General features: G+C 67.8%; 16 protein-coding genes and 2 pseudogenes. 8 read left to right on the top strand and 10 right to left on the bottom strand.

What is annotated here, in order from left to right:
- Positions 1–224 precede the first annotated feature (224 nt).
- The 3 genes from GTV32_RS08825 (at position 225) to GTV32_RS08835 (ending at position 3,586) form a co-directional block, all read left to right on the top strand.
- Positions 225–1,778: an ATP-binding cassette domain-containing protein gene (locus GTV32_RS08825; RefSeq protein WP_161059825.1), complete on the top strand. Its 1,554-nt coding sequence runs from the start codon at positions 225–227 to the stop codon at positions 1,776–1,778.
- 67 nt (positions 1,779–1,845) lie between these two features.
- Entirely contained in the window at positions 1,846–2,580 is a 735-nt protein-coding gene (locus GTV32_RS08830; RefSeq protein ID WP_161059827.1) for an alpha/beta hydrolase, read from the top strand.
- Positions 2,581–2,743: 163 nt separating this feature from the next.
- The gene (locus GTV32_RS08835) at positions 2,744–3,586 is read left to right on the top strand and encodes an SGNH/GDSL hydrolase family protein (RefSeq protein ID WP_343287444.1); all 843 of its coding nucleotides are present in this window, start codon (positions 2,744–2,746) and stop codon (positions 3,584–3,586) included.
- 61 nt (positions 3,587–3,647) lie between these two features.
- On the opposite strand, the gene GTV32_RS08840 is transcribed toward GTV32_RS08835, so the two are convergent.
- Together GTV32_RS08840 and GTV32_RS08845 are read right to left on the bottom strand one after the other, a co-directional pair.
- Positions 3,648–3,911 carry a hypothetical protein gene (locus tag GTV32_RS08840; RefSeq protein WP_161059831.1) on the bottom strand — a complete coding sequence of 88 codons (264 nt, stop codon included), beginning with the start codon at positions 3,909–3,911 and terminating at the stop codon, positions 3,648–3,650.
- Between the two features lie 25 nt (positions 3,912–3,936).
- Complete coding sequence (locus tag GTV32_RS08845; protein WP_161059833.1) at positions 3,937–5,640, bottom strand: sodium:solute symporter family protein; 1,704 nt, start codon at positions 5,638–5,640, stop codon at positions 3,937–3,939.
- A 122-nt stretch (positions 5,641–5,762) separates the two neighbouring features.
- On the opposite strand from GTV32_RS08845, the gene GTV32_RS08850 reads away from it, so the two are divergent.
- From GTV32_RS08850 to galK, 3 genes are read left to right on the top strand one after another with little or no spacing between them, the layout of a single operon-like run.
- The gene (locus tag GTV32_RS08850; protein WP_161059835.1) at positions 5,763–6,557 is read left to right on the top strand and encodes a DeoR/GlpR family DNA-binding transcription regulator; all 795 of its coding nucleotides are present in this window, start codon (positions 5,763–5,765) and stop codon (positions 6,555–6,557) included.
- A complete protein-coding gene (gene galT, locus GTV32_RS08855; protein WP_161059838.1) occupies positions 6,554–7,705 on the top strand; it encodes a galactose-1-phosphate uridylyltransferase in 1,152 nt (383 codons plus the stop codon). Before GTV32_RS08850 ends, galT begins: the two co-directional genes overlap by 4 nt.
- Positions 7,702–8,784, top strand: a complete 1,083-nt coding sequence (gene galK, locus GTV32_RS08860) for a galactokinase (protein ID WP_161059840.1) — start codon at positions 7,702–7,704, stop codon at positions 8,782–8,784. Before galT ends, galK begins: the two co-directional genes overlap by 4 nt.
- 10 nt (positions 8,785–8,794) lie before the next feature.
- Here galK and GTV32_RS08865 read toward each other — a convergent pair whose 3' ends face one another.
- Both GTV32_RS08865 and GTV32_RS08870 read right to left on the bottom strand, forming a co-directional pair.
- Positions 8,795–9,583 carry an aldose 1-epimerase gene (locus tag GTV32_RS08865; RefSeq protein WP_161059842.1) on the bottom strand — a complete coding sequence of 263 codons (789 nt, stop codon included), beginning with the start codon at positions 9,581–9,583 and terminating at the stop codon, positions 8,795–8,797.
- Complete coding sequence (locus tag GTV32_RS08870) at positions 9,583–11,394, bottom strand: ABC-F family ATP-binding cassette domain-containing protein (protein ID WP_343287262.1); 1,812 nt, start codon at positions 11,392–11,394, stop codon at positions 9,583–9,585. The genes GTV32_RS08865 and GTV32_RS08870 overlap by 1 nt, the downstream gene beginning before the upstream one ends.
- 477 nt (positions 11,395–11,871) lie before the next feature.
- Here GTV32_RS08870 and GTV32_RS08875 point away from each other — a divergent pair, with 477 nt between their 5' ends.
- Positions 11,872–12,591, top strand: coding sequence for a glycoside hydrolase family 25 protein (locus GTV32_RS08875; protein WP_161059846.1), 720 nt, complete (start codon positions 11,872–11,874; stop codon positions 12,589–12,591).
- Here GTV32_RS08875 and GTV32_RS08880 read toward each other — a convergent pair.
- Positions 12,572–13,411, bottom strand: coding sequence for a helix-turn-helix transcriptional regulator (locus GTV32_RS08880; protein ID WP_161059848.1), 840 nt, complete (start codon positions 13,409–13,411; stop codon positions 12,572–12,574). The two genes, GTV32_RS08875 and GTV32_RS08880, sit on opposite strands and share 20 nt — an antisense overlap.
- 64 nt (positions 13,412–13,475) lie before the next feature.
- On the opposite strand from GTV32_RS08880, the gene GTV32_RS08885 reads away from it, so the two are divergent.
- On the top strand, positions 13,476–14,846 hold the full coding sequence (locus GTV32_RS08885; protein ID WP_161059849.1) for an MFS transporter: 1,371 nt from the start codon (positions 13,476–13,478) through the stop codon (positions 14,844–14,846).
- A gap of 188 nt (positions 14,847–15,034) precedes the next feature.
- On the opposite strand, the pseudogene GTV32_RS08890 reads toward GTV32_RS08885, so the two are convergent.
- From GTV32_RS08890 to GTV32_RS08910, 5 genes and pseudogenes are all read right to left on the bottom strand, one after another.
- Positions 15,035–15,969: pseudogene (locus GTV32_RS08890) on the bottom strand (4-(cytidine 5'-diphospho)-2-C-methyl-D-erythritol kinase).
- Between the two features lie 73 nt (positions 15,970–16,042).
- A complete protein-coding gene (rsmA, locus tag GTV32_RS08895; protein WP_161062420.1) occupies positions 16,043–16,933 on the bottom strand; it encodes a 16S rRNA (adenine(1518)-N(6)/adenine(1519)-N(6))-dimethyltransferase RsmA in 891 nt (296 codons plus the stop codon).
- Positions 16,897–18,026: pseudogene (locus tag GTV32_RS08900) on the bottom strand (transglycosylase family protein). Before GTV32_RS08900 ends, rsmA begins: the two are co-directional and overlap by 37 nt.
- Before the next feature lie 123 nt (positions 18,027–18,149).
- Positions 18,150–19,043 (bottom strand): TatD family hydrolase, encoded by an 894-nt coding sequence (locus GTV32_RS08905; RefSeq protein WP_161059851.1) that lies wholly within the window; start codon positions 19,041–19,043, stop codon positions 18,150–18,152.
- Complete coding sequence (locus GTV32_RS08910) at positions 19,040–19,912, bottom strand: PhzF family phenazine biosynthesis protein (protein WP_161059853.1); 873 nt, start codon at positions 19,910–19,912, stop codon at positions 19,040–19,042. Before GTV32_RS08910 ends, GTV32_RS08905 begins: the two co-directional genes overlap by 4 nt.
- Between the last annotated feature and the right edge of the window lie 71 nt (positions 19,913–19,983).

Raw genomic sequence — 19,983 nt, forward strand, 5'->3', positions numbered from 1 at the left:
CGGTAGCGGTTCGGCGGGCTGATCTGGCCATGGGACGGTGACCGGACCGCTCGGATATCGGTTGGCAAGCGCGGTCGGGCGGCGTTACCGTGGACGGCGAGGTCGGTGCGCCGACACCGTCGATCCGAGGAGTGATGTCCCAGTCATGAACATCTGAGGTAGGTCCGAACCCGCCGCCGTGCTCTGCATCGGCAGGCAACGCCCACCACCTCAGGAGTCGCCGCATGACTGCATCCTCATCGTCGCGCCCACAGCCGGGCCCCTCCATCACCCTGTCCGACGTGTCATTCACGTGGCCCGATGGCACCGCCGTCTTCGAGCACATCTCGTTGACGGTTCCCGCTGCCGTCTGTTCGCTCGTCGGTGCCAACGGCGCGGGAAAGAGCACTCTGTTGCGTCTCGTCGCCGGAGATCTGACTCCTCAGCGCGGCAGTGTGGCGGTCCGTGGCGAAGTCGGGATGGTCGGCCAGCACCCGTACGACGATCCCGACCTGCACGTCGCCGCCGTCCTCGGCATCGACGAGATCCGTTGCGCGTTACGGCGGATCGAGGCCGGCTCCGTCGACGAGCAGGACTTCGGCATCGTCGGTGACGACTGGGACGTGGAGGACCGGGCCGCCGGACAGTTGTCCGCGCTCGGCCTACCGGCCGAGCTCGACCGGCGGATCGGCGCACTCTCCGGTGGCGAGGCCACCCTTCTCGCGATCGTCGCGCAGCTGATTCGCCGGCCCGCGATCCTCCTCCTCGACGAACCGACAAACAACCTCGACAGTGCTTCGCGCACAAGATTGTTCGACGTGATCGACAAGTTCTCGGGCACCGTGGTGGTGGTCAGCCACGACCTCGAGCTCCTCGAGCGGGTGGATGCCACCCTCGAGCTCTACCGGGGCGATATCCGGCTTTTCGGTGGTCCGTACTCGCTGTACCGCGACACCCTCGACGCCGAGCAGGAGTCGGCAGAGGCAGCGGTCGCGACCGCTGCGAACGACGTGCGCAAGCAGCGTCGCGAGATGGTCGACGCCCAGATCAAGCTCGATCGCCGTGCACGCACCGCGGCGACGGCAGAGCGGGAGAAGCGGGTGCCGAAGATCATCGCCCACCTCCGCCGAGACGCTGCCCAAGTGTCGGCCGGCAAGCTGCGCAACGCACATCGTGACGATGTCTCCACCGCGGCATCACGTCTGGACGCGGCACGCGGTGAGATCCGAGACGACCGCACGGCACGAATCACCATGCCACCGGTCGAGATCTCCTCGCGCGCACAGGTGATCGACGACGAACGGCTACGGATCGACGGCCCCGAACGTGTCGCGTTGATCGGACCAAACGGATCCGGCAAGACCACGTTGATCTCCGACCTGATCGCGACGGGACGTGTGCTGGTGCCGTGTGCGTATGTACCGCAACGAATCACGTTCCGCGACGACCGTCGATCCATCGCGGAGGCCGTGATGGACACGCACCCCGACATCCCGGTGCAGGATGTTCGCGCGCATCTCGCACGATTCCTGTTCCGCGGCGCCCGGGCAGATCGGGCATTGTGCGAACTGTCGGGCGGGGAGCGACTGCGGGTCGCGTTGGCCACCGAACTCATCGCCACCCCGACCCCGAAGCTTCTCATCCTGGACGAGCCGACCAACAACCTCGACATCGACACCATCGAAGAGCTCGCGGCCGCAGTCCACGAGTGGTCGGCCGCTTTGCTGGTGGTCTCGCACGACACCGGCTTCCTCGACCGCGTCGCGATCGACCGGACCGTCGAGGTGCCTGCGCGGTGATCAGGAGCTGTGGCCCCTCGTTTCCTGACCGCGACAAGGCGGGCGGTGGCGGGCATACTGACTGCCGATGAGCCCATCGCGTGAGGTGCCGCCGGTTCCCGTCGTCCTTGTCCACGGCCTCCGGGTGAGTGGGGCGGCGCTGCACCGCATCGCGGCGGGGATCACCGACCGGCCGGTCCGCACCCCCGACCTGCCCGGTCACGGCACCCGGTCGAACGAGACCTTCACCATCGACGCCGCCGTCACGGCGGTGGTGAACACCGTGCACGACGTCGGGGCGCCGGCGGTCGTGGCCGGGATGTCACTGGGCGGATACGTCTCGATGGCAGTGGCCGGCCGCCACCCCGAGGCAGTCGCGGGACTGGCCGCGATGTGCGCGACCACGCAGCCGAGCCGGCTCTTCGCGGCCCCGTTCCGCGCGTTCGGCGCGGCCACCGGCTTCCTCCCCCGCCAGGCTGCCGTCATCAGCAAAGGGCTCACACGGGTGGCGGTCGGCACGCGCGTCGCGGAGGACATGGAGGCAGGTGGCCTGGCGCTCCACTCGATCCGCGACGTCGTCGACGAGCTGTCGAGGTTCGATGCGCTCGCCGAGGTCGCCCGGTATCCCGGACCGATCGAGTTCATCAACGGCGGCTGGGACCAGTTCCGTCTCCACGAGCAGCGCTTCGCATCGGTCTCTCCGCATGCCCAGCTCCAGGTCATCCCCCGCGCCGCGCATCTGTTTCCGCTGATCCAGCCGAACCGGACGGCCTCCCTGATCGGTGATTTCGCCCGCCGATGTGACCAGAACCGCCCGGTGTGATCGTGCCCAGGTTTCGACTAGTCGCCACTCACTTGTGTGACCTCGCATACAATCCCTGGGGACCTGCGGTGGAGTGCACCGCAGAGAGCGATTGTCGTTGTGAGGTGTGCCGGTGAGTTGGCGTGTGTTCAGTGGTGGTCCAGCAGTCCTGATCGCCGTTGCAGTGGTTGCAATCGCGGTGACGGGCCTCGTGACCCCGCCATCTGCCCAGGCCGCGCCGGGGGCGACACCCGTGAGGTACACCAACGGGACCTACGTGGCGATGGGCGATTCCCGGGCGTCCGGGGGCTTCTTCACGCCGACGCCGGACTACTTCCTCGGTTGCAAACGGTCGGCGGCCAACTACCCGGCGATCGTGGCGTTGCTGACACGGCCCCGGCACTTCGTCGACACATCGTGTGCCGGCGCCCAGGCGCCGAACCTGTATGCCGTCGGGCAACGGACCAACGCCGGGGTCAAACCACCGCAGTTGCGCATGGTGCCGAGGGACGCCCAGGTGGTGACGGTGAGCATCGGCGGCAACGACATGCGGTGGGGTGCGATTCTGGGCAAGTGCACCACGGCCCCGCTCACCGACCGGTTCTGCCGGTCCAATCGCAGACTCGCCGGAGAGGCACGCTGGCGGATCGCCCGCATGGAGAACCGGGTGACCCCTGCTCTGCGCGCGATCCGTCAACAGGCGCCACGGGCGCAGATCATCGTCGTCGGGATCGGCGGATTCATGGGCAACCACGGCTGTTGGCCGATGGTGCCCATCAGCGATCCCGACGTCCGTTGGATGAACGAGGTCTTCAACCGGGCCGGGGATGCGCTTCGTCGCGCCACCGCCAAGGTGGGCGGCACCTTCGTCGACGCCAATCGCCGGTCGGCGGGCCATGACCCGTGCAACGTGATCGACCCGTGGTACGAGAGCGCCCTCTCCAACCGGATCGCGTACCCGTACCACATCAACCAGGCCGGCGCGATCGCCATCGCAACGATGGTGAACGGGGCGATTCTGCGCTGACCACCGATGATCGGCCCGGCGAACCGGTACCGATCATCGGTCGCCGATCAGTTGTCGCGCGTCATGACCGCGGCCGCCACGCCGCCCATCCGACGAAGACGAGGGCGACGACGAGCAGCACCGCCCCCACCCAGAGATTGGCGCCGCTGCCCACCGACATGTCGATCGGATCGGTCGATCGCTGTGTGGAGGCGGCGCCCGCCTCTGCCGCGGACGGCAGCAGCCCGGCGATCAGCAGGACGACACCGTAGATCCCCATCAGGGCACCGACGATGTTGCGGATGTCGAACAGCCGCGCGAAGGTTCGGGTCTTCTTGTCGCTCATGGTGAACGCTCCTTGGTCTGTCGGGTCAGTGGAAGACGATGTTGAGGATGATGACGAGCCCGATCACCAGGGCGCCGAGCGGCACCGGCCGCGCGATCCATGGGGTGGAGCTGTCATCGCCCTTCAACGTCGCCTTGTCGGTCAGCGAGTACACGAAGCCCTTCAGCTCGGACTCGGGCTTCGGCCGTGTCACCAACGAAACACCCACCGACACAAGGATGTCGACGATGAACGCCATCGATGCCGCGACGAAGGGCATGCCCTGCCCCGGCAGGTTGATCACGCCCGTCTCCTGCAGGATGAACACGACCACCGCCGCCGACGTACCGCTGACGAGGCCCACCCAGCCGGCGGTCGGAGTCATCCGTTTCCAGAACATGCCGAGGATGAACGTGGCGAACAACGGCGCGTTGAAGAAGCCGAACAGCGTCTGCAGGTAATCCATCAGGTTCGAGTACCCCGATGCGATGGTGGCGGTTCCGATCGCCAGCACCACCGCGGCGACCGTCGCGATCCGCCCGACCGTGATGTAGTAGTTGTCCTCGCGGTTCTTCACCACGTATTGCTGCCAGATGTCATAGCTGAACACCGTGTTGAAGGCGGAGACGTTGGCCGCCATGCCTGCCATGAAGGATGCGATGAGTCCCGCGACCGCGACGCCGAGCAGACCGTTCGGCAAGATGTCGCGCATCATGAGCAGCATGGCGTCGTTGTAGGTGATCCCGTTGCCCGAGCCGGTGTTCTTGAGGTGGATCATGTCGCCGATCGCCGCCGCGCAGATCATGCCGGGCACGACCACCACGAACGGGATGAACATCTTCGGGATGGCGCCGATGATCGGTGCGCGCCGCGCCGCCGACATCGAATCCGACGCCATGGCCCGCTGCACCTCGACGAAGTTCGTGGTCCAGTACCCGAACGACAACACGAATCCGAGGCCGAACACGATGCCGACGACCGACCAGACCGGCGACGAAAATCCGCTCAACGCCTGTCCGGGCCAGGACGACAACTGTTCGCCCACGGTCGCCGTCACCGTCCCGTCAGATGCATGGGTGTCGATCACCTTGTCCTTGAGACCGCTCCAACCGCCGACCTTGATCAGACCGATGACGGTGAGCGGAACCAGCGCGGCGAGGATCACGAAGAACTGCAACACCTCGTTGTAGATCGCCGCCGACAGACCGCCCAACGCCGTGTAGGTGAGCACCACCGCCGCTGCGACGATGAGCGAGATCCATTGTGGCCACCCGAGTACCGCGTTGATCACGGTCGCCAGCAGGAACAGGTTGACACCGGCGATGAGCACCTGGGCCACCGCGAAGCTGAGCGCGTTGACCAGATGCGCGCCGGTCCCGAACCGGCGACGCATGAACTCGGGGACGCTGCGGACCTTCGAGCCGTAGTAGAAGGGCATCATCACGAGACCCAGGAACACCATCGCCGGTACGGCGCCGATCCAGTAGTAGTGCATGGTCGCCAGACCGATCTGGGCGCCATTGGCGGACATGCCCATGATCTCGACCGCACCGAGGTTGGCCGACACGAAGGCGATACCGGTGACCCAGGCCGGCAAGCGACGGCCGGACAGGAAGAAGTCCATGCTGGTCGCGATCTGGCTGCGCGCGAGATAGCCGATCCCCAGCACGAACACGAAGTAGATGGCGATGAGGACGTAGTCCATCACCCCGGTGTTCAACCGGAGGATGGAGTCGGATGCCAGGTTCACGGCAACCCCCTTGTTGCGCTCGGCATGTCGATGACTGTCAGAAACTAACAGAAGATAACACCACGCTCGTGCGGAATTGTGACTAGATGTTCGTTTCGGTTCGTTCCTGCTAATATCTCGCCATGCTTGCAGCGGAGCGCCGGGGACACGTCCTGGCCGCCGTGGTCTCCCGGGGCGCGGTACGGGTCGCCGACCTCGCCGCCGAACTGGGTGTCTCCGAGATGACGATCCGCCGGGATCTCGATCAGCTCGAGACCGACGGGGAACTCAGCAAGGTCCACGGTGGCGCTGTCCGGATGGATGGCGAGCCGGCAGGACGCGGGCTCGAGCCGCCCTCGTCACTCAAGGCGGCCCGCGAGCCGGATGCCAAGCGCGCCATCGCAGGGGCCGCGTTGCCGATGATCGAAGACGGCATGACCGTCGCGATCGGGGCAGGCACCACGACCCTGGAGCTCGCCCGGCTGCTCCGCGGACGTGACATTGCAGTGGTCACCAACTCGGTGTCCATCTTCCAGCTGCTGACCGACCCCTCGGATTCCTACCTCGCCGCCGCGAGTGTGCAACTCACCGGCGGACAACGGACGCCGTCGGATGCCCTCGTGGGGCCGATCGCCAACTCCGCGCTGGAGCGCTACCGCACCGACCGAGCCTTCGTCGGGACGCACGGAATCGATCCGACCGCAGGATTCACCACTCCCAATCTCGGTGAGGCCGAGACGAATCGGAAGCTCCTCAGCACGGCGCGGTCGACGGTCGTCCTTGCCGACCACACCAAGTACGACGAGATCGGCGCGCATCTGTTCGCCGAATTCGACCAGATCGACCGCTTGGTGACCGACGACGGTCTGCCGACGGTCGCCCGCACCGAACTCGCCGACCTCACGGTGCTCACCATCGCCGAAGGAAGACCTCGATGACCTCACATGACACGACCGGCGATCCCGCACGGACCGACACGGTAGGTCGACGATTGCCGACGCCGCAGCAGGCGTCCCTGGCAGACGACCGGCAGATCCTCTTCTTCTCCACCGCGAAGAACCCACCGGCGCCCGGCATCGACCGTCGCGACCTGCCGCCACGCCCGGACGACTCGGCCACTCGCATCCGCCGAGACCCGCAGATCGGCGACTGGGTCATGGTCGCCCCCGCCCGGCAGGAGCGCACCTACAAACCGCCGCGACGGATGTGCCCACTGTGTCCGGATCCGTCCGGGCGCTCCAGCGAGGTCCCCGCCGACGACTATGACGTGGTGGTGTTCGAGAACCGCTTTCCGTCGTTGGCAACTGCGCACGCCGGCAGCGGGTTCGAGCTGCCCGAACGCTCCGGGGATCTCGCCGTCGAGGCGCCCGGGTACGGCCGCTGTGAAGTGGTCTGTTTCAGCAGCGATCACGAGGGTTCATTCTCCGGACTCACTCCCGAGCGCGCGCGGCTGGTGGTCGACGTCTGGTCCCAACGTACCGACGATCTGCTCGCCCGCGACGGCGTCGAAGAGGTCTTCTGCTTCGAGAACCGGGGCGAGGAGATCGGGGTGACCCTGTCACACCCGCACGGTCAGATCTACGCGTACCCGTTTCGCACGCACCGGACCGAGACCATGCTGCGCACCGCAGCCGCCCACCGAGAGGCGACCGGAACCGACCTGTTCGAGTCGATCCTCGCAGCGGAGATGAGCAGCGGGGAGCGGATTCTCGTCCAGACCGCGCACACCGTGGCCTTCGTCCCTTTCGCCGCCCGCTGGCCTGCCGAGGTCCACATCTACCCGCAGCGCCACGTCCGTCGACTCTCTGAACTCACCGACGACGAAGCCGACGATCTGGCACGTGTGTACCTGATGGTGCTGCGCGCCTACGACGCGCTCTACGGTCAACCGTTGCCCTACATCGCCTCGTGGCATCAGTACCGTGAGGATTCGGCGGAAGGCTACCTCCACGCCGAGCTCTTCTCCGTGCGGCGCAGCGCCGACAAGCTCAAGTACCTCGCCGGTTCCGAGTCGGGCCGCGACGCGTTCGTCACCGACAAGACACCCGAGGACGTGGCCGCGGACCTGCGCGAGGCGATGGCATGAGCGACAGTCGAATACGGAGTTATGCGCCCGGAAGGGTGAACCTGATCGGCGAACACACCGACTACAACCTCGGCTTCGCCTTGCCGATCGCTCTCGACCTCGGCACCACCGCAGACTTCGAGCCCGACCCCGGCACCGGCACCGTCGTCGCGGAATCGGACGGTGAGCCCGAGGTGGTCACCATCGGCCCCGACACCGCACCGGGAGACGTATCCGGTTGGGGCGCATACATCGCCGGTTGCATCTGGGCTCTCCGAACCGCGGGTCACGAGGTACCCGGCGGACGTCTCCGGATCGGGTCCACGGTTCCGGTCGGCGCGGGCCTGTCGTCGTCGGCGGCGCTCGAATGTGCTGTGCTGCTGGCGATGACCGCACATCTCGAACTTTCCCGCCACGAACTGGCGCGACTCGCGCAGCGCGCGGAGAACGACTACGCCGGAGCCCCGACGGGCCTGCTCGACCAGCTGTCGAGTCTGTTCGGACAGCAGGACACGGCCCTGCTCATCGATTTCCGGTCACTCGAGGTGGAACCTGTCCCGCTGCCGGTCGACGAGTCCGCACAGTTGCTGGTGATCGATTCCCACGCGCCCCACCGACACGCGGCAGGTGAGTACGCGGCGCGCCGGGCGTCGTGCGAGGCCGCCGCCGCCGAACTCGGCGTCGCATCGTTGCGCGAAGCGGACGACGACGCGTGGAGACGGCTGCCGGAGGGACACAACCGGGCTCGGGCCCGGCACATCCTCACCGAGAACGCGCGGGTCCTGGCGGCAACCGAAGCACTTGCCGCTGCCGACTTCGCAACGGCGGGCGAACTCATGAACGCCTCTCATGACTCGATGCGCGACGACTTCGAGATCACCACCCCGCACATCGACCTGATCGCGGCCATCGCACAGCAACTCGGCTCTCATGGCGCACGGATGACGGGCGGTGGGTTCGGCGGATCGGTGATCGCGCTCGCGCCCGCGCCCGCAGCGGAACGTATCTGTGCTGACCTGCCGAAAGCGATCACCGATGCCGGACACCCCGCCCCGACGGTCCGTCGGGTGCGGCCGGGACGTGGCGCTCATCTGCTCTGACCGGGGCTTCTCACCACGTCCAGTGTGTGGTGATCACCAGATCTCGTCCCGGTGCCACGACCCGAGGCATCGTGTTGAGTCCATCCGGCGGCCCGGACTGCGGCTCCACGCAGATCGCGAACGGCCGGTGGTCGAAGATCACCACCCATTCCGCGTCGCTGCGTATCCGTAGCCGCAACAGGTCGGGCCAGGTCAGCGCCACATCCACGCCCGAGGGCATGCCGAAGCAGTCGTCCCACGGCGGTGCCTGCGGAGCGAGTCGGGTGCCGGTCGGCAGGTAGTCGGGACCGCGTTCCTCCTGCCACGCCGGCGCGAACTCCACCGTCAGAGGGCCGGACTCGCCCGACACCGGGTACCGTCGGAACCACGGATGCCAACCCGCTTGCGCGGGAAAGGGTTCATCGGCGGCCGAGACCTGTAGCCGCATCGACAATCGCCCGGGCTCGAGCGCGAAATCCTGCGTCACCGTGCCCTGGTACGGCCACTGGGGATCCAGATGCCGAACCAGCGTCACGCTGTCTTCGACGATGGAGTCGACCTCCCACCGGTGATCGCGAACGATCCCGTGCAGGGCATGCGGAGGGTCATTGCGTTCGAACTGGTGACGACGGCCGTCGAAGTCGAGAATTCCGTCCCTCATCCGACCGCACCACGGCACCATCGGGAAGCATCCGTAGGGCTCGCCCTGTTGCAGCAGTTCGACGTCCGCGAGACGCAAGGACGTGAGGCGGCCGCCGCGCGGACTCACCCGCGCGGCGGCGCCTGACGTTCGTAGCAAGACGTCGCCGTCGGCGTCCATCACTCGACCTTTTCGGCGACCTCGAGCCACTCCGCCTCGGCCGTCTCCTTGGCGTCCACGACATCTTTCAGTTCGGCGTTGAGCGCCATCAGCTTCTCGGGATCGGTTGCCGCGTCGAGCAATTGCTCGTGCAGTTCGGTCTCACGCTTGTCGAACTGCTGGATCTGACGTTCGAGCCGGTTCATCGCCTTGCGCGCCTCCCGGTGTTCGGCGGCGCTGACCGCCGGCGCCTGGCCGGCCCCGGCCGGAGCCGAGGGGTCCGGGGCGAGAGGGAGGCCGCGTCTCGGTGCGGCAGAAGCCATCTCACGACGCCGACGCAGGTACTGTTCGATCCCGCCTGGCAGATTGGTGAGCGCGCCGTCGCCGAACAACGCCCACGTACTGTCACAGATCCGCTCGATCAGATATCTGTCGTGACTGATCACGACCAGGGTGCCCGCCCAGTTGTCGAGCAGATCCTCGAGCTGCTGAAGGGTGTCGATGTCGAGATCGTTGGTCGGCTCGTCGAGCAGCAACACGTTGGGTTCGGCCATCAACACCCGGGTCATCTGCAGTCGACGGCGTTCGCCACCGGAGAGATCGCCCACCGGCGTCCGCTGGCGGGCCGGCGTGAAGCCGAGGCGCTCGGCCAGTTGGCTGGCGGAGACTTCCTTGTCTCCCAGCACGATCCGCGTCGCAACCGCTTCCACGGCGTCGAGCAGCCGCTGGTTCTCGTCGAGGTCGTCGAGTTCTTGGCGCAACCATCCGATGGACACGGTCGTGCCCTCTTTCCGGCGCCCGGGCGATACGTCGAGTTCTCCTGCCAGCGCGCGCAACAGGGTCGTCTTGCCGGAACCGTTGACCCCCACGAGCCCGATCCGTTCACCGGGCGCCAGCCGCCAGGTCAGATCGTCGAGGAGCACATCGCCGGCCGGGGTGGCCACCCGCGCGTCCTCGAGTTCGACGACCACCCGGCCGAGCCGGCGTTTGGCGAAGGCCGAGAGCGTGACCGTGTCGCGCGGCGGCGGGACGTCGGCGATCAGGCGTTCGGCTGCCTCGATGCGATAGCGCGGTTTGGACGTTCGGGCGGGCGGCCCGCGACGCAGCCAGGCGAGTTCCTTGCGGGCGAGGTTACGTCGTCGCTCCTCCATCGTGTCGGCCAACCGAGAACGCTCGGCCCGGGCGAAGATCCAGTCGTTGTAGCCGCCCTCGTACTCGTCGACACGGCCCGAGTGGACCTCCCAGGTGCGGGTGGCGACCGTGTCGAGGAACCAACGGTCGTGCGTCACGACGATCAGGGCGCTCCGGCGTGCGATCAGATGGTCGGCCAGCCACTGGACGCCCTCGACGTCGAGGTGGTTGGTCGGCTCGTCGAGGATCAGCAGATCCGACTCGGACACCAGGGCGGTGGCGAGCCCGACACGCCGTCGCTGGCCGCCGGACAGTTCGTCGACCCGGGCGTCGAGCAACCCGTCGATACCGATTCCGTTGAGGATGCCCCGGATTCGCGGGTCGCCCGCCCATTCGTGGGTCGCCACCTCCGGTCCGCCGACGACGACCTCGGCGACGGTCGCACCCGCCGGCAACTCGCCACGCTGGGTCACCGTCGAGACGCGGACGTCGCCGGCGCGGGACACCCGACCACTGTCGGGCTCGGTGATGCCACCCAAGATCTCGAGGAGAGTCGTCTTGCCACCGCCGTTCAGGCCGACGACACCGATCCGCTGGCCTTCGTGCACCCCGAGAGACACCGATTCGAGCAAGGGTTTGATACCGAAACTCTTGCTGATGCGGTCCGCGTTGATCAGCGCGGACGGATTCGAAGGTGCCACTCGGTAAACCCTAGCAACGGGTCGTCGGCCCGCCCGCGCCGCCACCGCGAGCTCCCCTGCCCGCCGATCGGGCGCAATATCCACCGATCTTCCGCATCGCGCAACCGGGTGAAGCCGGTTCGGCATGCGGTGCGTCGTACCTCTACGCGCGGCATCGGAGCACAGTGGGCTGTCGGCCGAACACTTCGACGGTGCGTCCACCCACCGGTTCGACGGCGTGGAACTTCACTCGACTCCGGAACCGCGCGCCCACGACGAGATGCGCGACGTCACTGCGATCGCGAATGCGCTGGACTCACGCGGTGGGTACTTCGGACGCGTGGACTCGAACGATCCGGCGATACTGTGCCCGATCGGTGAGGAGGTGTGCCCGGTCGGCGGGGGTTCGGCTGGCGAAGGGCGATCGAAGTGTCGAATCGGACTGCGAGGTCGGCGTGTGTCCCCTAGCGTGTAGCCGTGATCCTTCGACGATCGATCATGACCATTTTCATCGCCTGCGCCGTCGGTCTCGTCGGCGCGATCGGTTCGGCCCCGACGGCCGTGGGGGCGCCTCAGGTGGGCCCAGACGTCTCCAGCCACCAGCATCCCGGCAATGCATCCATCAACTGGTTCGCGGTCCGTGCGTCGGGACAGCAACTCGCGATGGTGAAAGCCACCGAATCCACGTGGTACGTCAATCCGTACTTCGTCCAGGACAGCCTCGCGATGCGCGCCGCCGGTCTGGTCCGCGGCACCTACCACTACGCGGATCCGACGCGGTCCGCCGCTGAGCAGGCCGTCTTCTACGCGACGATCGTGCTCGGACAGAACGGCATCCTCGATCTCCCACCCGTACTCGATCTCGAACATTCCGGGGGTCTCGGTCCTCGTGCGCTTGCCGCTTGGGTCCGGGAGTTCTTTGCCGTACTCGAACCGCTGACCGGCCGTAAGACGATTCTCTACACCTATCCGCGATTCTGGAACACCGCGATGGGCGCCACCCGCGAGTTCGCCGACCACCCGCTCTGGATCGCCTCGTACAACGGGCGCGGAGCACCGGAGATGCCGCGCGGCGGTTGGCGTACCTGGAGGTTCTGGCAGTTCACCGACTCCGGTCGGCTGCCTGGCGTGCCGACCCGTGTCGACCTCAACCGATACAACGGGTCCATCGCACAGCTGCGCGCCTACGGCAACGCGATCAACGTCTTCGGAAGCTGACCGCCGACGGCACCTGGTGGTCGCCGGCCAGGCGGTTGTCGACACGCGAGGTCGAGGCCTCGATGGGACTCGAGGCCGGTGGCGCCAACGAAGCGAGTCGCGCTTCTCCCTCGCTGGTGATGTCGACGCTGCGTGGGACCCTGTTCCGGACGATCCAGCCGAGGTCGAAGAGCCGTTCGGTGATAGCCGTGCCGAGTGGGCCGGCGAGGTGGTGTGCCTGCTCGGTCCAGTCGACGCAGTAGCGCAGCGGACGCGATGTCGACATTAGTCGGGACTCGATGCCCCAGGCCGACAATGCCTCCGCCCCGGCCACAGAAAGCCGGTACTGATCTCCTTTCCCGGTGGAGGAGAGCCGGTCGCCGGTGACCTCGGGGTGATGGAGGCCGTCACCGCCCGTGATCCAGCCCGCACCGACGAAACGCTGAAACAGGTCGACACCTACTTGTCCGGCGAGGTGGCGGTAGCAGGTGCGGCCGGTCCGGACCGCGTGGGCGCGGGTATGGGCGCGCAGCGACGTGATCGGGGTCCGGGGCGCGAGCCTGGCGAGGGCCTCGAGGACCCCCTCGACGTCACTCGTTGCCAGGCGGTAATAGCGATGACGGCCCTGCTGCTCAACTGCCACCAGATCGTGGCGCGACAGCACGCTCAAGTGGCTGCTGATCGTCGACGCGGACACTCCCGCCTCCTCGGCGAGCCGCCCGGCCGGAAGGGCGCGTCCGTCGGCCAACGCCATCAGCACCCGCGCACGCCGGGGGTCGGCAAACGCCGAAGCGACGTCGGCGATGTCCGGCTCGCCCTGTGCCGCTCTGTTGTCGCTCATGACTCGATGCTACGAACCGAATACTTCGACACGGGCTGAAACGTCCCGAGTCAACGATCGGTGTATGGCTTCGAATCGTTCTCGCCGGCCCCTGACCCTCGCATTGTGCGGCGGCTACTTCCTCGTCCTACTGGACGTGACCGTCGTCAACGTCGCACTCCCACAGATCGGCGACGAGCTGCACGCGGGCAGCACCGGGCCGGCATGGACGGTGGACGCCTACTCAGTTCCTCTGGCAGCTCTCTTGCTGGCGTCCGGTGCGATCGGCGATCGTATCGGCCACCGTCGAGTCGTGCTGCTCGGCATGGTCGGCTTCGGCGCAGCATCCGCATTGTGTGCGCTGGCCCCCACCATCGGCGCGCTGGTCGCGGCCCGTGCGGTCCAGGGCATCGGCGCGGCCCTCATGCTGCCGGGCACGCTCGCGCTCCTCGTCGACACCAGCCCCGACGAGACGTCGAGAAACCGTCTCGTCGGAACGTGGGCCGCGGTCGGCGGTGCCGCTCTCCCTGCCGGCCCGGTCGTCGGCGGACTCCTGGTTCAGGCCGCAGGATGGCGCGCGGTGTTCTGGCCCTCGGTCCCGGTGATCGCGGCGGCGCTCGTACCGGTCATCCGGCTTCGACGCACCGACCCGCGATCGAAGCGGAAGCAGAGCGTGAAATGGATAGGCGCCGCGCTGCTGGTGACCACTTTGACCTGTGTGGTCACCGCGATCATCCAGGCCCCGAGTTCACTCATCCCCACCGTGATCCTCACGGCTATGGCAGTCTGCGCGCTGCTCGCCTTCCGCCTTGCCGAGCGGCGCGCGACGCACCCGCTCCTGCCCGTGCCCCGACCTGCCCGCGGCATGCTCGGACTGGCGTCGCTCGCCGCAGGCCTGATGAACCTGTGCGCCCTGGGCGGGTTGTTCCTGCTGACTCAGGTCTTCCAAGACGTGGATCGGCTGAACCCGCTGGTCGCAGGACTGCTCACGCTCCCCGCGATGCTGCCGTTACCGCTGCTCGGGGCGCCGGCCGGGCGGCTCGCCACCCGCATCGGCGTATGGCCCGCGAGCGCAATCGGTGCGGTCATCGCCGGTGCTGGGATGACAGGCATCGCCGCCACCCTCATGAGCACCGGAAACGGATACATCGCTCTGATCCTCTATCTGACCTTGTGGGGCGCCGGGCTGGGCGTGCTCACGCCCGCGATCGTCGCGGCGGCCCTGAAAGTGACACCGGAGACACCGGGCCTGGCCTCCGGCGCCGGCAACACGGCCCGCCAGACCGGCGGCGCGCTGGGCATCGCGATCGTCGCCGCCATTGCTGGATCGGCCGAGTCCATGGGCTTCGCGCCGCGATCGGCCGGATTGTTCGTCACTGCTGGTGCCGTCTTCGTGCTCGTCGGCGTGCTCTGCTCTGGAGTCGCGCTGAGCGACCGCCACCGTCGCACATCATGAGTGGCCCGCCCCACGGACCGCGTTCGAGATCGACGAGGACGGAATCCAGATCGGTCGCCGCGCCGGCACACCGCATCTCGCAGCGCTCGGCCGCAGCCATCGACGACCACCCCGCCTCGCCTATACCGAAACTCTCCCCGACGAGAAGGCCGCCCCGCCGGCGTGAGCCACGCGTTGGCCTCCTACACCTAGTCGGTCAGGACGCGTGCGCCGGGCACCGGCCCGCTGGCGGTCCGCACGGCCCGCGCGACACCGGCCCCCGAGAGTTCGGCCGCGACGTCGACCGCCGAATCCTCGTCGGCACAGAGGAAGACGCACGTCGGTCCGGAGCCGGAGACGATCCCGTTCAAGGCGCCGGCATCGACGCCGGCGCGCAGGGTACGGCGCAGGGCCGGTTGCAGACTCAGCGCAGCGGGCTGAAGGTCGTTGCGCAGCAACGGCGCGACCACGCGGGGTCGCCGGAGGTCAGCGCAGCCATCAACTCATCCGGACGCTCGACGACCACATCGGAATCAGATCGGCTCTCCCGCAACCGATCCAGCTCGCGGTACACGGCAGGCGTGGACAGCCCGGTTTTCGACATCGCCAGCACCCAGTGGAATTCCCCGCGCGCCAGGATCGGCATCAGTTGCTCACCGCGACCGGTACCGAGCGCCGTCCCGCCGTGGAGGGCGAACGGCACGTCGCTGCCCAGCCCGGCCCCGATCTCCGACAGTTCGGAGCGGTCGAGGTCGAGGCCCCACAGCTTGTCGGCGCCGACCAGAGCACCCGCGGCGTCGGCACTGCCGCCGGCCATCCCACCGGCGACCGGGATGCGCTTTGTCACGTCGATCGCGACCTTCGGTGTCCGTCCGGCCCGCCGCGCCACCTCGGCAACCGCCAGCGCGGCCAGATTGGTGCCGTCGGCGGGTACGTCGGCCGCACCTTCACCGGTGGTGGCGACGCGGAGTTCGGTGGCCGGGCTCAGCCGTACGTCGTCGCAGAGCGACAGGGCCTGGAAGACGGTGACGAGGTCGTGATAGCCGTCGTCGCGGAGCGGGCCGACACCGAGGTACAGGTTGACCTTGGCCGGGACACGCACGGTGACCGCTTCGGACACCACCGACAACGAGGCTCGAGACACAGGTAACCAGCTTAACGGACGCGCAGGCCGCCGGGCGGACGCGACTCGTGGCGCTCGTGGCGGGGACCCGCGGTCACTCGACCGACGCCAGTCGGACGAAGTCGTCGACGTCGAGACGTTCGCCGCGCAATCCCGGGTCGATACCGGCCGCACGCAGTCGACGTTCGGCCTCGGGCGCGCTGCCCGCCCAGGTCGCCAGCGCTGACCGCAAGGTCTTCCGGCGCTGCGCGAACGCCGCATCGACGACCGCGAACACGGTCGCGCGGAGCGCCGCGTCGTCGGGGTAGGTGTCGGTGCGCTCGATGCGTACCAGACCGGACTCGACCTTGGGCTCGGGCCAGAACACGTTGCGCCCGACCGCACCCGCGCGGGTGACCGTGCCGTGGTAACGCGCCTTGACGCTCGGCACGCCGTAGACGCGCGTTCCGGGTCCGGCGGCGAGACGATCGGCGACCTCGGCCTGGACCATCACCAAAGCCGTTGTGATACTGGGGAATTCGGCCAGAAGGTGCAACAGTACCGGCACCGCGACGTTGTAGGGCAGGTTGGCGACGAGCGCGGTCGGGGCGGACGGGAGATCGTCCCGCACGACCGACATCGCGTCCGCGGTGATCACCTCGAAGGATTCCGCCTGCGCGGGTGCGTACTCCGCGATGGTGGCGGGAAGCCGGCCGGCAAGCGTCGGGTCGATCTCGACCGCGCTCACGCGACCGGCGACACCCAACAGCGCCAGCGTCAGCGACCCGAGGCCTGGGCCCACTTCGAGGACGGTGTCGTCGGCGCCGACGCCCGATGCGGCGACGATGCGTCGCACCGTGTTGGCGTCGTGGACGAAGTTCTGGCCCAGGGTCTTGGTGGGCCGGATGTCGAGTTCGGCCGCGAGCCGACGGATCTGTGCGGGCCCGAGCAGCCGCGGCGGGTCGTCGGTCAGTTCAGGCCCAGCTTCGAGGAGCAGGACGGCCAGGCGCCCCACCCCTGTGCGGCCTGGGTCTTCGACGCGACGGCGATCTGCTCCTCGCGCGTCGCGAGATCGGCACGCGGCGCGTACTCGAGACCGCCCCATCGCTCCCAGGTGTTCTGGTCGAACTGAACGCCGCCATAGAAACCGTTGCCGCTGTTGATCGCCCAGTTGCCGGTGGCCTCACATTGCGCGAGCTGGTCCCACACGGAGCCATCCGGCACCGCAGGCGCTCCCTCCTTGGTCCCGATCTTCACGGTGGCCGCGAGGGGGCGGTCAGGATCTCGGAGTCGACCTTGTCACGCTTGACCACCTTGCCGTTGACCATGGTCAGCTTGTAGGTGACCTTCTGCTCACCCGGCTTGCCACGCTTGAGGACGACCTTTTCGTCGCGGATCAGCGTCGGGTCTTCCTTCTTGACCTCGGGCGGCGCGACGTGCTCGGTCACGGTGGAATCCATGGTGCGGATGCGGGTGACCTTGATCTTCATGTTCGCGGTGACCGGTGTATCCGCCGCCGGGACGACCTTGTCGTCGCCGGCGAGCGGCTTGCCGGTCTCGGCGAGCAGGTCGCCGACGGTCTTCGCGGCGACGACAGGCTTGTAGCTGATCGAGCCGTCGGTGAGATTGACCCGCTTGGGCATGGTGACGTCGATGACGCCGCCGTGGACGGGTAGTGCGCCCGCCCGCGGGAAGTTGGTGTCGTTGGCACCCGTGGCCAGACCCTGATCGGCGAGCAGCTGCGGAACGCTGGAGGCCGTGGTCTGGATCTCCTTGCGCGCCCCGTCGACCTCGAGCGTGACGGTCTTCGCACGGTTCAGCGTGATGGTCTGTCCGTCGCTGACCCCGGAACCGAGGCCGGGGACCACATGATCACCTGCGGCGGGCTCGTAGCCCGCCGACCGCAGCACCGAGTCCACCGACATCGACATGGTGGAGACATTCTTCACCTGCCCGTCGACGTTGATCTTCACGTCTTTGTGCATGGCGATACCCATGACACCACCCGCGGTGAGCGTGGCCAGCACTGCGCCGACGGCGACACGTGCACGGGTGGACTGTGAGTGATTGATACGCGCGAGAACAGACAAGATGAACATCCTGGTTGGGGACAACTACGTCCTCACTGCACAAGCGACTCAAACCCCCGGACCCCCTGGCCCACCCGTTCGAAATCGCTGCCCATGGCAGCGGGATCACAATACGATAACGAACAGGTGCTATTACTGCAAAGGCAACCGGTACACCCGGCGCGCGTTGGCGCCGAGTATCCGGGCCATCTCCACCTCGTCGACGTCACGGACGCGCGCCAGCGCCCGGGCCGTGTACGGCAGGCAGTACGACTGATTTGGCTGGCCACGGTAGGGATGGGGCGTCAGGAAGGGTGCATCGGTCTCGACGAGGATCTGATCGTCGGGCACGATCTCGGCCGCGGCGCGCAATTCATCGGCGTTGGCGAAACTCACGGTGCCCGCGAAGCTGAGTATGAAGCCGCGGTCGACACATTCCCGTGCAACATTCAGGTCACCGGAGAAGCAGTGCATGATCACGGACTCAGGCGCACCCTCGGCGGTCAAGATGTCGAGCAGATCCCGATCGGCCTCACGATTGTGGATCATCAACGGCTTGCCGACCCGCTTGGCCAGATCGATGTGCCACCGGAACGCCTCGGCCTGTTCCATCGGGTTCGCGCACGAGTCCGACTTGCCTGGCCAGTAGTAGTCCAGGCCGGTCTCCCCCACCGCCACCACCCTCGGGTCGGCGACCATCTGTTCGAGTTCGGCCTTCGCACCGTCGTCGAGCTCGGCCGCATGCGTGGGATGTAATGCCACGGCCGCGAACGCCCGATCGTCCCAGTGCGCGGCATCCATCGCCCACCGGGCATCGACCATGTCGTCGGCAACGGTCACCACCTGGTGCACACCGACGCTCTCGGCATGGTCGAGGATCGCGGCGACGGCCGCCGGGTCACGCCCGCCGCAGGCAGCCAGGTGGGTGTGGGCGTCGACAAGACCCGGCAACGGCGTCGGGTCGGGGGGCGGTTCTCGCCGCCGACGCTTGCGCGCCGCCTTGTTGCTCTCGGTCTCGGCCTCTGCGTTCGCCGGCGTCTGACTCACAGCACCACTGTGCCAGCGATGACCGTGGTGGTCGCACCCCCCACCCAGATGTCGGTCCCGTCGTCGGTGACGTGCACCCGTCCCGCACGATCGAGCGCCGTCCCCTGGGCGGCGACATAGGAGGCGGGCGCACGGCCGTCGCGCCGCAGCCACACGGCGATACCGGCGTTCAGGCTGCCGGTCACCGGGTCCTCGGCGACCCCTTGGCCCGGAGCGAACGCGCGAACCTCGAATCCGACCTCCGGTTCGCCCGGCAAGCCGGAGGCGTAGGCCCCGACGATTCCCACCTCGTGCGTACCGAGGGCGGCCATGTCCGGCTCGACCTCGACGACCAGCTCACCCGAAGACAGCATCAGCGCCATCCAGTCGGGCCCATTGGCGACCCACTGCGCATCGACGACGTCGGCCGACGCGAGGCCCAGCGCCGCGGTCACCTCGGCGACCAGGTCGGCGTCCACGGGGCCGGACCGACGCAGGGGTGGCGCCGCGAACGCGAGGCGGGCGGGCGCCGGACCGGCGCTGTCGGATCCGTTCCCCTCGCGCCGGATCGGGACCAGGCCGACCCCGCACTCCTGAATGATCTGATCTCCGGCGGGCTCCCCGCCCGACTCCAGCCAGGCGTGGGCCGATCCCAGTGTCGGGTGTCCTGCGAAAGGCAACTCGCCGGCCGGGGTGAAGATCCGCAGCCGATAGTCGGCACCGGGGCTCTCCGGCGGTAGCAAGAAGGTGGTCTCCGACAGATTCGTCCACCGCGCGAAGGCGGCCATCTGGTCATCGGTCAGTCCATCGGCATCGACGACGACGGCAACCGGGTTGCCCGCGACGGGGCTCGAGGCGAAGACATCCACTTGGGCGAATCGACGGGTCATACGTCCATCTTGACCACGGGTGTGCCGATGGCCAACCACATTTCGCGCCGCGCGCGCCCCGGGCTCGTCGT

It is taken from the genome of Gordonia sp. SID5947 (assembly GCF_009862785.1).
In the GTDB taxonomy this organism is placed as follows: domain Bacteria; phylum Actinomycetota; class Actinomycetes; order Mycobacteriales; family Mycobacteriaceae; genus Gordonia.

Coding starts and splice junctions, on each gene's coding strand:
- GTV32_RS08880 (WP_161059848.1), bottom strand. CDS start 13,411: ATGAGCGACAACAGAGCGGCACAGGGCGAGCCGGACATCGCCGACGTC.
- GTV32_RS08825 (WP_161059825.1), top strand. CDS start 225: ATGACTGCATCCTCATCGTCGCGCCCACAGCCGGGCCCCTCCATCACC.
- GTV32_RS08850 (WP_161059835.1), top strand. CDS start 5,763: ATGCTTGCAGCGGAGCGCCGGGGACACGTCCTGGCCGCCGTGGTCTCC.
- GTV32_RS08910 (WP_161059853.1), bottom strand. CDS start 19,912: ATGACCCGTCGATTCGCCCAAGTGGATGTCTTCGCCTCGAGCCCCGTC.
- GTV32_RS08865 (WP_161059842.1), bottom strand. CDS start 9,583: ATGGACGCCGACGGCGACGTCTTGCTACGAACGTCAGGCGCCGCCGCG.
- GTV32_RS08875 (WP_161059846.1), top strand. CDS start 11,872: ATGACCATTTTCATCGCCTGCGCCGTCGGTCTCGTCGGCGCGATCGGT.
- GTV32_RS08830 (WP_161059827.1), top strand. CDS start 1,846: ATGAGCCCATCGCGTGAGGTGCCGCCGGTTCCCGTCGTCCTTGTCCAC.
- GTV32_RS08840 (WP_161059831.1), bottom strand. CDS start 3,911: ATGAGCGACAAGAAGACCCGAACCTTCGCGCGGCTGTTCGACATCCGC.
- galK (WP_161059840.1), top strand. CDS start 7,702: ATGAGCGACAGTCGAATACGGAGTTATGCGCCCGGAAGGGTGAACCTG.
- galT (WP_161059838.1), top strand. CDS start 6,554: ATGACCTCACATGACACGACCGGCGATCCCGCACGGACCGACACGGTA.
- GTV32_RS08885 (WP_161059849.1), top strand. CDS start 13,476: ATGGCTTCGAATCGTTCTCGCCGGCCCCTGACCCTCGCATTGTGCGGC.